Genomic DNA, 14,407 nt, shown 5'->3' with positions numbered 1-14,407 from the left:
AGGAGGCATTTTTATGGGAGTTTTTTCAAGAATATCAAATATGTTTAAGGCAAAGGTAAATAATACTTTAGATGAAATGGAAAATCCAATAGAATTATTAGATCAAAAATTAAGAGAAATGGAAGAACAACTTAGTAAAGCTAAATTAAATTCTGCACAAATCTTAGGAAATGTTCATGAAATAGAAAAGAACATGAATGATGCAAAGAAACAATCTGAAGATTTTGAATCAAAAGTAAAACTTGCTTTATCTAAAGGTGATGAAGAGTTAGCTAAAAAAGCTTTATCTAGAAAAATGGAAATTGATAAAAAATATGATTCTTTAAAATTAAGCTATGATAATTCTAAGGTTCAAGCTGATGCATTAAAGAAAAGCTTAAAGGAATTAGAAGAAGAAATAACTAAAACTAGAAACTATAGAGATGAAGCTGCTGCTAGGTATTCTAACGCTCAAGCTTCAGAAAAAATAAATGAAGTATTAGCTAATGTACAAACTAAAAATAATTCAATACAAATTGATAATATAGAAAGAAAAATTCAAAGAACCGAATCTCGTGCAAAAGGTTTAAGTGAATTAAAAGATTTAGATGATTTTGATAGCCAATTTGAAAAATTAAATGAGGTTGATTTAGACCTTGAATTAGAAAAATATAAAGATAATAAATAGGTGATTTCATATGAGTAAAGATTTAGATTTTATTAATGATGAGAAGAAGTACTGGGGAAAAATTTATACTGATATAGCTTATTCTATAAGTGAAAATGCATCATTTCTCTCTAAAGAAAAATTAAAAAACAGAAAATATTATGTTAAATCTTCTGTATTAAAAGATTATATTAAACTTTTAGATTCTACTGAATTAGATTGTAAAAAAGGTGGATTATTTAAATTATTTAAATCCAATAGTGCTTTAGATAAAGTAAGCAACTTTAAAACTGAAAACAGACAATCATTCAAAGAATTGGAGAATTGCAGTAAATGTACTTGTTTAAATTGTACTTTTGATTGTAAATTTAAATCATGCACAAGCTGTAGATTTGGATCTTATATTAAATCATGTGATAAAGAAAAGATTAATGTTAGAAAACATGATAACTTCATTATTGATTTAACAAATAATGATAGTGGTAATTCATCTAAATATAAAGTTTTAGCTACACTTGAAAATTGTATTAATGAAAATCAATATATAATACTAGAAAACATATCTTCATCTAATGATAAATTAGTATTATACTACTATCCCGAAATAAGAGGAGATTCTTATGGAGAGATTACTGATGTAGATGAATTTGATTTTATAGTTGAAACTTATCAAAACGCTGATTATTAAAGATGTAATTTTAGTAGACTATGTTTTAGTATAGTGTTGATATATACATAAGCAAAGTGGACTGAGTAATTGAACTTAGGAATACTAAAAATGATTATAGTCCCATTTTAGCTTGTTCCCAATATAAAATTGTGACAAGCAGTAAATGTGACAATACTCATTAAGTATTCCAAAAGCCCAATTACAATGCCACTTTGCCTATTGTATATATCAACATATATTTAAAACATAGTCAATTATTAGAACAATAAAGCTGTATTGAATTAATTTCAATACAGCTTTATCATTTATACTATTTCTTTTTTATTTTTTATTTCATTGTTTTTCTTTATTTCGTTAAAGCAATAATTTATTATATCACTTCTCTTTATTATTCCTATAAATATTCCATCATCATCAACTACTGAGACAAAATTCTGACTTATAGCTAATGATATTAAGTTCTCTATATCAGCATTAATAGAAACAGATTTATGAGATATTCTTCGGCTTATATCACTTACATTTACACATTCAGTATTCTTAAAATTTAGGTCAGGAGTATTCTTTAATTTCCATAATAAATCTCCTTCTGTTAATGTTCCAACATACTTTCCTTCTTTATCAATAAGTGGAATAGCTGTGTATCCGTATCGCTCCATCTTCTCCATAACTTGTCTCATTGTTGCATCTTCGCTTTCATATACGACTTCATTTTTTGGAGTAAGAAAAAATGCTATATTCATAACAAAATCCTCTCTTGTACTAATATTATTTACTCTTGTATACTTATATTTTAACATATTTTTATAAAAAAATCTTTAATGAAAACCTTTATTTGCATGAATTTAATTTCTCCAATTTATAGTAATAATTTAGATAAGCCTCTTCTTTAAGTATAGTATTTACTTCATTGTAGGCATTTTCACCTTGAAGTGTTCTTTTAACTATTAACTCACTCAGTATCTTATTATTACATTTAGGACAAATACCTATTGATACAAATCTCCAATTTAATAACTTGAAATTTTCTTTTAAATCTATTTTTTTGTTACACTTAGGACATCTTATATCTAATTTCTCTTCATCTATATCTATATTTTCTAAATCTTTTACGTGTATTGCAGGCATACTATATATATCATTTATTATATAATTTTTAACTATTCTAGAATTGTATATGTGCTTAAATACAAGTAAAGTATATTCAGCATCATTTAATGCATCATGAAGTTTTGTATTATCAACTTTAATTTTCAATTCATCTAATGCACTTTTTAAGCCCATTGCTTTCTTATGTCCTAAAATCTTAGTTGAATATTCTTGTAAATCTAAATACTCCTTTATCCAACTTAAATCAGTATAATTATGATAATTAGAATTTATTATAATTTCAGCAATATCATCCTTAGCCCATGAACATATAATATCCCCATCTTCAATCATATTCTTTAGCTTATCCATGCCTTGTTTAAATGTTATTCCTTCTCTTTTTAAAGTATCCATAGTTATCTTTGTTATATTCGTTACTATTGGATTCATTACAGGAAACACAGATGGCTTTATATATTCTCTCATTTCAGCCACTTGTTTCATATACTTATCAACTTTTATAGCACCAATCTCTATAATTTCATTTTCTAAATTTATATTTTCTAATTCTTTATGTTTATCAAAGAAATCTTCTTCATATTTAGTTATATTTTTTAAATTATTAAATTCTAAATCAATTATTACATACCCCATACCCAAATCCTCTCTTAATACAATGCTTCTGGTTAAAAACTAATTAATATTTTAGTATAAAAATATGCCCTATACTAAAATATCAATTATCTTTAGGACATAAAATGCTTTTTATATACTACATGAAATCTATTCCTGCTAATTTCATTAAATTAATAGCATTTTGAGTCTCACTCTTTCCCCTTCTAAGTATATAATCAAATTTTATTTTATCATCTTCATAAAATTCTCTAAAATTATAATTTATTATTTTATTATCTTCTTTTTCTAAATCACATAATTCTAAATCATGAGTTGAGACAAGTCCTATAGCACCGTATTTTATTAATTGATTTATTAATACAGTAGCTCCAGTATGCCTATCTCTAGAATTAGTTCCTTTAAATATTTCATCTAAAAGGAAAAATACTTTTTCTCCTCTTTTACAAGCTTCTATAAGTATCTTTATTCTTAAAATTTCTGCATAAAATGAAGAAATACTTTCTTCTAAACTATCTCTTGTAGTGATGCATGTATATAAACTCATTATTCCACAGTTAAACCTTTTTGCACATACAGGAGCTCCTATATAACTTAATAACAAATTACAACCTATGCTTCTTAAAAATGTACTTTTTCCTGACATATTTGAACCTGTAATTAATGCAACCTTTTGAATTCCATTTAAAGAGAAACTATTTTTTACTGCTTTATGTCCTATTAAGGGATGACCAATCTCTTCTCCATATACTTCACTAGTATCTAATATATTAGGATATACCCACTCTTCATTATCAAATGCTATATTAGAAATACTATTTAATGCATCAAATTCATTCATTACATTAAGCCATTCCATTAACCTTAATCCATTAGTTTTTCTCCATTTTTCTAAATTATTCATTATAAATACATCTGAAAAAAATAATATATTTATTACTAAATAATATGCATTATAAGAACTATCTCCTATCCATTCTACTAAATTAGTTAGTTTTTTCATTTCTTTCTTACAACTAACTTCTTCATGAGATATCTTATTTTTTAGTTCCTTTAAATATTCTGAATTAAAATTTTCATTTTCTATTAATTCTAATATTTCGCTATATCCATTAATATCTTGTTTTATATTGTTAAATAGTAGTATGTCTTTATTTATTGATTTTGTTAACATTTTAAGTACAACAAAATCAATCATAAATACTAATATAACAAATGACCAAGGTAATATAGTACTTAGTGCTAAAAATATTGATACAAAATTAGTCACTATAAAAATACAGCTAATAATTATATTTATTTTGTTTACTTTGCTTTTCTCTTTACCCCAACTAATTAAATCATTCAAATTAAATTTAGATGATTTGTTCATTAAACCTTTTACTATAAATTTTTGTCTCCATTGAACTTTTGAAGATAGCTCTTTTATAGATTCCTGTCTTATTAGTATATCGTTTTTATTTATATTTTGTTCAATACTTAATATTTGTACTAATCTCTTTCTACCACCAGATGTAACTGTAGAATTTATAAATTGAAAAAGAGAATTAGGTCCAAATATATTTAAATCATTTATAAATTTATGTTTATAATTTAAGTATTCCTCACCATTATCTTTAAACTTTTTAAAATCTCCATTTATTCTATCAATACCTTTTTGATTCATGTCTATTAATATATCTGCAATATTTTTGTCTCTTAGCTTACTTGAATGAAATAGTGCTGCAATTATAAACATAATCAGAAACATGGTAGTTGTAAATATTATTGCTATATAATTATTTGCCTTATATAATAAATAATCAATTATTAACATAAAAAGAACTATTACTAACCTAATAACACTTATAATATTTATTTTTTTTAATAATGACTCTCTTTTTGTTATATTTTCTTTTAAAGTACTTTTATAAAATTCCTTTGAATTGCTCATATTATCTCCCTCTTATTATTAGTAATAATATACTAATTTTAACATATATATTGCCATTTCATAAAAAAATCATAAATAAAATTTATGTATAATTAAAAAAGTGAACCTAATTGGTTCACTTTTTATCTACTTACTTAAAGAATTATATATCTTATCTAAATTATTTTTCATAGCGTCTAAATAACTCATATCATCTTCATTTGATTCTAATGTATATATAGGAACTACCTCTGCACCAACTTCTGATGCTAATGTCTCTGAAACTTTTGGACTTGCTAAAGATTCAGAAAAAATAACTTTTATATTATTTTCTTTACAGAAATTAACCAAATTTTCCAATTCCTTGGGAGTAGGTTCACCCTCTCCATATAAATTTTCAACTGATTTTTGAGATAACCCAAAATCCCTACATAAATAACCAAAAGCAGCATGACCTGTTATAAAATCTTTTTGGCTTAACTCATTAAACTTAGCTGAGTATTCATCATATAAACCTTGTAATTCTTCTTTAAATTTATTATAGTTTGCTTCATATGTATCCTTATTTGCTTCATCCAAACTTATAAGTGAATTTTTTATATTTTCACATTGTTTTTGTACTTGTATTAAACTTAACCATGAATGAGGATCTACTAGTTCTCCCTCTTTTCTAACATCAATGCCATCGCTTGAATTTACTTTTAATACTTTATCATCAGAAACTACATTATTAACAGAATCAATCCAATGTTCCATTCCTAATCCATTATAAATAAAAATATCACTATTCATAAGCTTTTCAAAATCTTTAGTCTTTGGTTCATAATCATGTGGTTCCATATTTTCAGGAACTAAACAAGTAACCTCAATTTTATCTCCGCCTATTTTTTCAGTGAATTCCTTTAATGGATATATTGAAACCATAACCTGTAACTTTTTACTCTCATCATTTACTTTATTAGATTCATTCGTTGAATTTGAATTAGAACATCCAATGATAAATAAACTCATTAGAATGCATGATAGTGTTAAAAAAAATCTTTTTTTCATTAAGTCCTCCTATTTGCATATGATTTGCATTTGCAAATATAATTTTAATTTATTTTCTTATACTTGTCAAACTATAATATAATTATTAACTTAATTCGATTAAATTATAATCATATGAAATATTATCTAAAATATTCTTTTCTATTGTTTGGCATGTAAAAAATATTACTTGATTAAAATCTTCTTTTATTAATAGCTTTAATGCTCTTTCTCTTCTATTATCATCATATTGTATAAATGCATCATCTAAAAATATAGGCACTTTCTTATTTTTAAACAGCATATTTATAAATGATAATCTTAGCGATAGATATAACTGATCCTTAGCTCCATTACTTAATATTTCTGAATCAAATAATACGCTATTATCCCTCACCTTTAACTTATAGTCCTCAGATATTTTAACATCTTTATAATTTTTTAATGTTAAGAAATTAAAATTTTTTAATACTTCATTGTTCAACTTAGGTCCTATATTGCTTCTTAGTTCTTTAAATGATTCTTGTAATTTTAAAGAAGCTACTTCTAAAGCCTTAAATTCTTTTTCACACTTTAAAATTTTTTCCTGAGCATCATATAATTCTTCTTCTATCTCAGCTATTGCTCTTTTACCTAAATATCGTTTTTCTATAAGATGTTCTAAATCTTTTATTTCTTTTTCTATTTTTAATAACTTGTTAGAACTTTTTTTTATTTCTTTTTCTATATCTTCTTCTGATTTATAAGAATAGCTTAAATCATCAGGTAATATATTTTTAATTTCTTTTTTGATTTCTTCTATATTCCTATCTTTTAAAAGCACCTTATATGTTTCTTCTACACTATTAAGATTACTTTTTACTTCCATTATTTTATTAACTTTATCCTTATACTCTTTAATTTTTATATGAAAATCCAATATATCAATATTTTCAAATTCCATTCCTTTTGTCTTTTCTCTTAAATCTTCTTCTTTATCCTTTAGTTGAAAATCTATTTCTTTTAGTTCTAATGCTAATGAACTAATTTTATATTCCATTGGTAATAACTCTTTTTTAAATTTACTATATATATTTACTTTATTTATTGTTTCTTCTATGGAATTACACTCTAATAATTTAAATAATGATTCTAGTACTTTCTTATTTTTATTATATTTATTATTTAATTCTTCTATATTAAAATCATTAATTTCTTTAACTTTAGAGTTTATAGATGCATAAATATTATCCTTATAGATTTTATATGAATCATATTGTGATAATTGCTTTATTAAATTCTCATAATCCTTACAATTAATTTCATTCATATGCAAATTCAATTTTTCTTCATATTGTTCTACTTCATTTTTTAGCTTTTGTATGCTAAGTTTATTTTTTTCTTTAATAGAAGCTTCCTTCATTATTAGTGAATACTTTAAATAAACTTTAGTCAAAATAGCTAGTAAAGGTACTGTTAAGATATCTATTATAAAGTTCTCTTTAAAAATACCTATAAATAAAACTACTAAAAACAAAGCAAACAATACATAAATAAAAATCATCTTATTCTTAATATTTTTTATAGAGCACCTCTCATTGTTTGATGAGTATAATTCTAATTTATATTTTAGTTCTTTTAATTTATCTTTATATAAATTAATATTTTCCTCTATATCCTCTCTATATTCAGCTATATATTCCAAATTCCTCATTTTATTAGATCTAATATTTAAATCATTTTTAAATGTTTCTATAGAATTTTCTATAGACTCAACTTTATATAATTTCTCCTTTAAATTTTCCTGTTCTATTTTTAATACATATAATTTATCTTTTATATCTTCTTCACAAAGGGAATCTAATACTTTATATTCTTTAAAATCATTGTTTTTTTCATTTAATTTATTTTGTAAAATATTTAATTCTCTTTTCTTTTCTTGTTTTATATCATTTAAATTTAAATATCTATTATACTCTTTATTTAATTCTTCTAAAAACTCACTATTTATATTAGTATAATTTCTATTTAGTTCTTCATTTATTACTTCTTCTTTTTTCTTAAGTTCTTCACTCTTCTTTAAATATTGCGCAATTTCTAAATAATCTTTTTGTAAATTACTCTTTTTTATATACTTCTTGTATAATTCTAAACTATCTAATTTCTTTATTATTTCTTCTTTTTCATTTTTAGTATTTAATAATTTTTCTTCATTTTCTATGTTTGCCTCTGACAGAGTATATGCATTCCATAATTCTTCTTTTAGTAAATTTTTCTTTTCTGTAAGTAAATCTAATTCCCCAGATTTCCTAGTTGTCTTAATTTTCTTTTTTCCTTTTTCTAATACTTCTATTGCTTTCTTAAAAGATACATTTTCTTCTCCTGAATTATAAGTATTAGTTATTTTCTCCATTATTTCTTCTTCTTTATCCTTATTTACCATAACCCCTAATTGATTTATAAATAAAGTTTTAGAAAATGTTGATAAATTTATATCTAAAAAATATTTTCCTGGTTCATTATTATATGGTATATCTATTTTATCTCCAGTTACTTCATCAAGTATTTCACAGGTATCTTCTTTTTTAGTTAATCCAAAACTTCTTCTTATAACATATGTTACCCCTTCATGTTCAACTGTTAATTCTCCACTTATTTTTCCGCCAGTTAATGGAGTAAACTTTTTCCTATCATTATCTTTGCCACGATTTTTTTCAAATCCATAAAGCCATATCTTTATAAAATTCTCTATTGTACTTTTACCTTTTTCATTTTCACCATATATTAAGTTAAATTTATTAGCAAAGCTTATAATTCTTCCTTTTATCCCTGCAAAATTTTCTATATTAACTTGCTTAATAATTATAATCTCTCACCTCTTCACCCGATAAACTTTGAAGTCCTTTCTTTAAAGCTAATTTTATTATTTCTTTTTCTTCTTCTGTTTCTGCTTTTTCTAGTTCTTCATATATTTTTCTTGCAAATAAGCTCTTTATTGAATACCCTTTCAATAATTCATCCATATCTATTTTCACTTCAGTTTTATCTATTACTCTTATATCGTAATCATCCTTTTTTATCATCTCTTCTATGATTTCTTCTCTTAAATTAAATTCCTCATTAATTTCTCCCTTTAATATTACTTTGTAAGAATTATCTTTAATATTTTCTTTATCTATACAACTAAAAATTTTACTTTTAACTTGATTGTATCCAAAACAACCTTCTATATTTATTTCCTTTTCATAATAATTTCTAATAGCTGTTTTTATAAACTTATAATCACAATATCTATTAGAAATCTCTAATAATATAATTCCTTTGTCATCTAATTCATCAAATCCTCTTCCTTGTGGACACCCACTATATGCATAATAAGTATTTGATACTTTATTAACACCAACATACTTATGTCTATGTCCTAATGCTATATAATCCATATTACTTTTAGCAATTTCTTCTTCAGTTATAGGGTTATATTCATTCTTTTCTTTTGATGATATCTCTCCATGAATAACCATTATATTGTTATATCCATCAATTCTATTTACATCTTTTATTAAGGATTCATAAATATAATTGTGAGTAAAAGCAGCTCCCCATACAATAGTTTTTAAATCCTCTAAAACCACTTTTTCCATATTTCCCTTAAATATATATACATTTTTAGGCCACTCTATCATGCTATAAAACGATTTTTCATTATATGGATCATGATTACCTGGACTTATAAATATTTTTACTTTATCTATTTTCTCAAAACATGATTTTAAAAAACATAATGTACTTTTATTTACTGATAAATTATCAAACATATCTCCTGCAATTAATAAAATATCTATATTATTTTCTAATGAAATTTTTATTATTTTTTCAAAGACTTCTTTAAGTTCTTCTCTACATTTAATAGATTTATTATTCTTCATTCCACTAAAAGGAGTATCAAAATGTAAATCTGATGTATGTAAAATTTTTATTTTTTTCATAATATCACCTTTTCATCGAACTTTAGTTCTCATTTTATCATGAAATTTAATAATAGTCCAAAAATTTTCCTTTATTTCCAACATTTATTTATATGATTTTATACTATTAATTAAAATATCTTCCATTTCAATTTAAATTGAAAATTTCACATAAAAAAGTTCTTTTGTAATAAAATTTTCTACTACAAAAGAACTTTTTACACTTAGTATTAAAATAACAATTATATTTTTAATACTAAGAAAATTGATAAACTTTAATAAAGAAATCTACATAAGTTCATGATATTTATTTAAAACATAAGAATTGTTATTTTAATTCCACAGTAACTGCTCTTTCTTTATAAACTTCTAATGATTTATCTGGACTATCATATATTAAATTATAAGTTTTATCTTCTAATATTCCATTCAATGTTACAACTCCAACTCCTGATTCAATACTTTCTACATTTTCTACATTGTTATTACTTTTTGTTTTAATATCATCTCTTGAAATATTTAATCGTAAATTCACCATTGTTGGATACTTAGTTTCATAATATATTTTTGTTTTATTTTCTTCTCTTACCACTTTAGTTATATTCAATTCAGAATCACCGGTAAAATTAAATCCATTTTCACTTAATGTTAAACTTATTTCTTTTTGCAATTTTTCTCTATATGCCTTTTTAAATTCTTTTGCTTCCCCATCGGTAGATGGCATTTCTTCTGGAGAATAGTGTTGCTTATTTTTATAAGGAATAAATGTTAATGAATTTAATTCTGAATCATTATTTAAAATTTCACATCTAAATTTTCCTCCACCAACTCCTGTACTTTCATTGCAATTATCAATTTTAACTTCTCTTCCTTTATCATCAACAACAATATAATTCATAATTGATATTTTATCTTTAGAATCTTTAAATGTCCCACTTATATAAGTGCTTATAGGTGTTACTATTACATTTTTTATTTTATAATCCCCTACAGTATTATCTAATGAATATTCTTCTATTTTACTCTTAATTTTTTCACTAGATATAGGAATATTAAAATCCCATTTATATTTTTCATTGTCAATTTCATCTTCAATACTAATATTAAAGTTAAACGTATCTAAAATATCTAATTGTGTTAATCCCATAAATGAATTATCATACATGGTATTATCTATATCAAAAATATTAATTCCACCAACTGTATTACTATTTATAGGCTTTGAATATCCCGAACTAGTTAGATTTACTTCTTTTCCATTTACTGAAACTTTAGTATTTAGAAAAGATGATAATTTCGCAAGTTTTTCTAAAGAATCCGCCACTGTACCTTCTACTTTATATGCTATTTTAAGCTTATATCCATCATAAAGCACACTTGTTATTGTAAAATTTACTCCATTACTCTCTTTAGTTATATTTACATCAGATGCATAATCAGAATATTGAGGTGATAGTCCCATTATTTCAGCTATAAAATCCTTAACTGGAAGACCTAATGCATTAGCTGTCGTAGTTATCCCCACACCTACACTGGCAAATAATACAAAAAAGCAAATAACCGCTATACTAATAACTTTTCTATATCTTTTTTGTTCTTTATGCTTAAGTGAATCCAATGTTTCTTGAATCATTAGATCTATTTTATCTGGAACACTATTATACTTACTTTTAATTTTATCTTTTAATATTTTATCAAAATTTTTATTGTCCACTTTTATTTTTCCTCCTCTCTAACTATTCTAATTTTAATAACTCGTAAAGCTTTTTTCTAGCTCTTAAAAGTCTTGTCCTAACTGTAGTTTCATTAATATTTAAAATTTTAGCAATTTCTTTTTGAGGAATGTCGTCAAAATAATACAAGACTACTAATTCGCGTAAATCTTCATCAATGTTATTTAAAGCTGTTTCTAAATCTATATTTTGATATTTATCCTCATAATTGCCTTCTATAATTGTTTCATCTAAATAAATAACTCTTTTTTCTTTTTTAATTATTGCTTTGCATTCATTTATAAGAATTCTAATAATCCAAGTCTTAAAGTACTCATGTTTTTTTATTTTTACTATATTCTCATAAGCCTTTAATATTGTATTTTGAATGGCATCCTCTACTCTCTCTTCATTTTTTAATATTCCTTTCGCTACTCTATATAATGACAACTTATTTTCTGTAATTAATTCTATAAAAGCTTCTTTATCCCCCTTTGAAGCTTTATATTCAGTACTATATTTTTTTAATTTATTATAATCAACTATATTATTTTCAACTTTTCCTTTCTCACTTTTATTTTGAGTTATATTCATTTCATATAATTTGTTTATTTGTTGCTTTATAATATTTAATTTTCTATCTAAAATATCATTCTTTATATTTAAATTTATAAAATTAAATATATCTATACAACTAAAAAAATTATTAAAATAACTACTATACATTTTATGTTCTCCTCCTTTCAATATAAAAGACTTTATTTATTTAACTACTTATTAGATGCTTTTACTCTTAATAATGTTCTAGTATTTTTTTATATTTTATATAAAATTTGTATTTACTCTTATTCTAAACTATTTTTAAATATTTTTTAGTAATAAAAATGTAATGCTTAGATAAAAAACTTTATAAATAAAAAGAAAGGGTACACTACATTTTAAGTAGTGTACCCTCCTAGTTTTGCAATACAATATAACTTTACTTAGTTATATTTATTCTCTTTTCAATTTGTTATTGAATTGAGTTTTCGTATTGCTCTACCATTCTTTTAACCATTTCGCCACCTACGGAACCACATTGTCTTGAACTTAGATCACCATTGTATTCACTAAATGGTACTCCTAGTTCATTAGCTACTTCGTTCTTGAATCTAGCTAATCCTTGTTTTGCTTCTGGAACTAATACGCTGTTTGACATAACAATCCCTCCCGGCTATTGGTATTTATATAATCAGGAAAATTTAAATTTTATTTAACTCTTCCTGGCTACACTATTATATTATCCAATATAGATATATATATTCTTGGTAATTAAATGTACTTATAGAATATAATACAAAATAAATTTATTATTACACTATAATCTAATATTTAAGGGTTGTTAATATATAACTTTTAAATTATAATATAATAAATACTTTGATAATCAAAATGTTTAACAATCAAATTTGTTTGAAAGGATAAATGAATATGAAATTTAATTCACTTAAAATAAGTAATTTAATAGCAAACCTTCCAATAATACAAGGTGGAATGGGAATAGGCGTGTCCGCTTCAAAGCTTGCATCAGCGGTTGCTAATGCTGGAGGAATAGGTATTATTTCTTCTGCTCAATTAGGCTATAAAGATTCTAATTTTAATAAAGATGCTTTAGGTTCAAATTTAAATGCATTAAAAGAACATATAATAACTGCTAAAAAGAATGCTCCTAATGGAATAATTGGAGTTAATATAATGGTTGCAAGCAGCAACTATGCTGAATATGTAAAAACAGCTATTAATGCTGGTATTGATTTAATAATATCTGGTGCTGGTTTACCTACTATGCTACCTAAAATAGCAAAAGATTCAAAAGTAAAACTTGCACCTATAGTTTCATCATTAAAGTCTGCAAAGGTAATCTTAAAATTATGGGATAGACATGATAATATAGCTCCAGATTTAGTTATTATAGAAGGTCCTAAAGCAGGTGGACATTTAGGATTTAAAGAAGAAGAACTAAAAAATGATAATATAAATTTTGATGACACTATAATTCAAATAATTGAAGAAACAAAAAAATATAGTGAAAAATATAATAAGGAAATTCCTGTAATAGTAGCTGGTGGTGTTTATGACGGCTATGATATTGCTAAATATCTTAAACTAGGTGCTAATGGTGTCCAAATGGCTACACGATTTGTTGCTACTTACGAATGCGATGCGTCACAAGAATTTAAAGATGCATATATTAATTGTTCAAAAGAAGATATAGATATTGTTAAAAGTCCTGTTGGAATGCCTGGCAGAGCTATAAAAAATGATTTCATAAAAAAGACTTTAACAGGTAGAGAAAATATAACTAGTTGCTATAATTGTTTAACTCCTTGTGATCCTAAAACAACACCTTATTGCATAAGTAAAGCACTTATGAATGCTGTTAATGGAAACATTAATGAAGGACTTATCTTCTGTGGAGAAAACGCAAGTAGAATTGATAAAATGATGTCTGTTAAAGAACTTATGACTGAATTAGAAGAAGAATTGAGAAAAGCTTAATATAATCTATTCACATTTTATTGATATATTCATAGGTAAAGTTGTATAAATTAATTAAACTTATCCATAATAAAATAAATATATTCTCATTTTAACCTAAATATATAAGATTTTAATAATTACCCTTATTTTTAATTTTATTTGATAATCCTCAAGGTTAAGTTAAAATACAACTTTGCTTATTATATATAATAGTAAAAATTATCTATTTAATTATTTACTTTTTAAAAGATA

General features: G+C 23.9%; 12 protein-coding genes. 3 read left to right on the top strand and 9 right to left on the bottom strand.

Features of this window, described 5'->3' with window-relative positions; translation table 11 throughout:
- Positions 1-13 precede the first annotated feature (13 nt).
- Positions 14-667: a PspA/IM30 family protein gene (locus NG901_RS11005; protein ID WP_252214456.1), complete on the top strand. Its 654-nt coding sequence runs from the start codon at positions 14-16 to the stop codon at positions 665-667.
- 10 nt (positions 668-677) lie between these two features.
- Complete coding sequence (locus tag NG901_RS11000) at positions 678-1,334, top strand: DUF1292 domain-containing protein (protein WP_252214454.1); 657 nt, start codon at positions 678-680, stop codon at positions 1,332-1,334.
- 287 nt (positions 1,335-1,621) lie between these two features.
- Here the strand turns inward: NG901_RS11000 and NG901_RS10995 are convergent, their stop codons facing one another.
- The 9 genes from NG901_RS10995 to NG901_RS10955 form a co-directional block, all read right to left on the bottom strand.
- Positions 1,622-2,059: a CBS domain-containing protein gene (locus tag NG901_RS10995; RefSeq protein ID WP_252214452.1), complete on the bottom strand. Its 438-nt coding sequence runs from the start codon at positions 2,057-2,059 to the stop codon at positions 1,622-1,624.
- A gap of 88 nt (positions 2,060-2,147) precedes the next feature.
- Positions 2,148-3,059 (bottom strand): 3'-5' exonuclease, encoded by a 912-nt coding sequence (locus NG901_RS10990; RefSeq protein ID WP_252214450.1) that lies wholly within the window; start codon positions 3,057-3,059, stop codon positions 2,148-2,150.
- Positions 3,060-3,177: 118 nt separating this feature from the next.
- Positions 3,178-4,971: a MutS-related protein gene (locus NG901_RS10985; protein WP_252214446.1), complete on the bottom strand. Its 1,794-nt coding sequence runs from the start codon at positions 4,969-4,971 to the stop codon at positions 3,178-3,180.
- 126 nt (positions 4,972-5,097) lie between these two features.
- Positions 5,098-6,000 (bottom strand): metal ABC transporter solute-binding protein, Zn/Mn family, encoded by a 903-nt coding sequence (locus NG901_RS10980; RefSeq protein ID WP_252214443.1) that lies wholly within the window; start codon positions 5,998-6,000, stop codon positions 5,098-5,100.
- 85 nt (positions 6,001-6,085) lie between these two features.
- Positions 6,086-8,824 carry an AAA family ATPase gene (locus tag NG901_RS10975; RefSeq protein WP_252214878.1) on the bottom strand — a complete coding sequence of 913 codons (2,739 nt, stop codon included), beginning with the start codon at positions 8,822-8,824 and terminating at the stop codon, positions 6,086-6,088.
- Positions 8,814-9,944 carry a metallophosphoesterase family protein gene (locus tag NG901_RS10970; RefSeq protein ID WP_252214440.1) on the bottom strand — a complete coding sequence of 377 codons (1,131 nt, stop codon included), beginning with the start codon at positions 9,942-9,944 and terminating at the stop codon, positions 8,814-8,816. Before NG901_RS10970 ends, NG901_RS10975 begins: the two co-directional genes overlap by 11 nt.
- 307 nt (positions 9,945-10,251) lie before the next feature.
- A complete protein-coding gene (locus tag NG901_RS10965; RefSeq protein WP_252214438.1) occupies positions 10,252-11,637 on the bottom strand; it encodes a DUF4179 domain-containing protein in 1,386 nt (461 codons plus the stop codon).
- A gap of 22 nt (positions 11,638-11,659) precedes the next feature.
- Positions 11,660-12,361: an RNA polymerase sigma factor gene (locus tag NG901_RS10960; protein ID WP_252214436.1), complete on the bottom strand. Its 702-nt coding sequence runs from the start codon at positions 12,359-12,361 to the stop codon at positions 11,660-11,662.
- Positions 12,362-12,647: 286 nt separating this feature from the next.
- On the bottom strand, positions 12,648-12,833 hold the full coding sequence (locus NG901_RS10955; RefSeq protein ID WP_252214434.1) for an alpha/beta-type small acid-soluble spore protein: 186 nt from the start codon (positions 12,831-12,833) through the stop codon (positions 12,648-12,650).
- A gap of 272 nt (positions 12,834-13,105) precedes the next feature.
- Between NG901_RS10955 and NG901_RS10950 the strand changes: the two genes are divergently transcribed.
- Positions 13,106-14,173, top strand: a complete 1,068-nt coding sequence (locus NG901_RS10950; protein ID WP_252214432.1) for an NAD(P)H-dependent flavin oxidoreductase — start codon at positions 13,106-13,108, stop codon at positions 14,171-14,173.
- Positions 14,174-14,407: the final 234 nt, after the last annotated feature.

The sequence above is a fragment of the Clostridium sp. CMCC3677 genome (assembly GCF_023845585.1).
Taxonomy (GTDB): Bacteria; Bacillota; Clostridia; order Clostridiales; family Clostridiaceae; genus Clostridium; species Clostridium aquiflavi.
The sequence above is the reverse complement of the archived record's forward strand: the minus strand, read 5'-3'. Positions and strand labels throughout refer to the sequence as shown.

What these genes read in the sequence shown, in the direction of transcription:
- NG901_RS11005 (WP_252214456.1), top strand. Translation starts at nt 14, where the DNA reads ATGGGAGTTTTTTCAAGAATATCAAATATGTTTAAGGCAAAGGTAAAT.
- NG901_RS10960 (WP_252214436.1), bottom strand. Translation starts at nt 12,361, where the DNA reads ATGTATAGTAGTTATTTTAATAATTTTTTTAGTTGTATAGATATATTT.
- NG901_RS10980 (WP_252214443.1), bottom strand. Translation starts at nt 6,000, where the DNA reads ATGAAAAAAAGATTTTTTTTAACACTATCATGCATTCTAATGAGTTTA.
- NG901_RS10990 (WP_252214450.1), bottom strand. Translation starts at nt 3,059, where the DNA reads ATGGGGTATGTAATAATTGATTTAGAATTTAATAATTTAAAAAATATA.
- NG901_RS10950 (WP_252214432.1), top strand. Translation starts at nt 13,106, where the DNA reads ATGAAATTTAATTCACTTAAAATAAGTAATTTAATAGCAAACCTTCCA.
- NG901_RS10985 (WP_252214446.1), bottom strand. Translation starts at nt 4,971, where the DNA reads ATGAGCAATTCAAAGGAATTTTATAAAAGTACTTTAAAAGAAAATATA.
- NG901_RS10970 (WP_252214440.1), bottom strand. Translation starts at nt 9,944, where the DNA reads ATGAAAAAAATAAAAATTTTACATACATCAGATTTACATTTTGATACT.
- NG901_RS10995 (WP_252214452.1), bottom strand. Translation starts at nt 2,059, where the DNA reads ATGAATATAGCATTTTTTCTTACTCCAAAAAATGAAGTCGTATATGAA.
- NG901_RS11000 (WP_252214454.1), top strand. Translation starts at nt 678, where the DNA reads ATGAGTAAAGATTTAGATTTTATTAATGATGAGAAGAAGTACTGGGGA.
- NG901_RS10955 (WP_252214434.1), bottom strand. Translation starts at nt 12,833, where the DNA reads ATGTCAAACAGCGTATTAGTTCCAGAAGCAAAACAAGGATTAGCTAGA.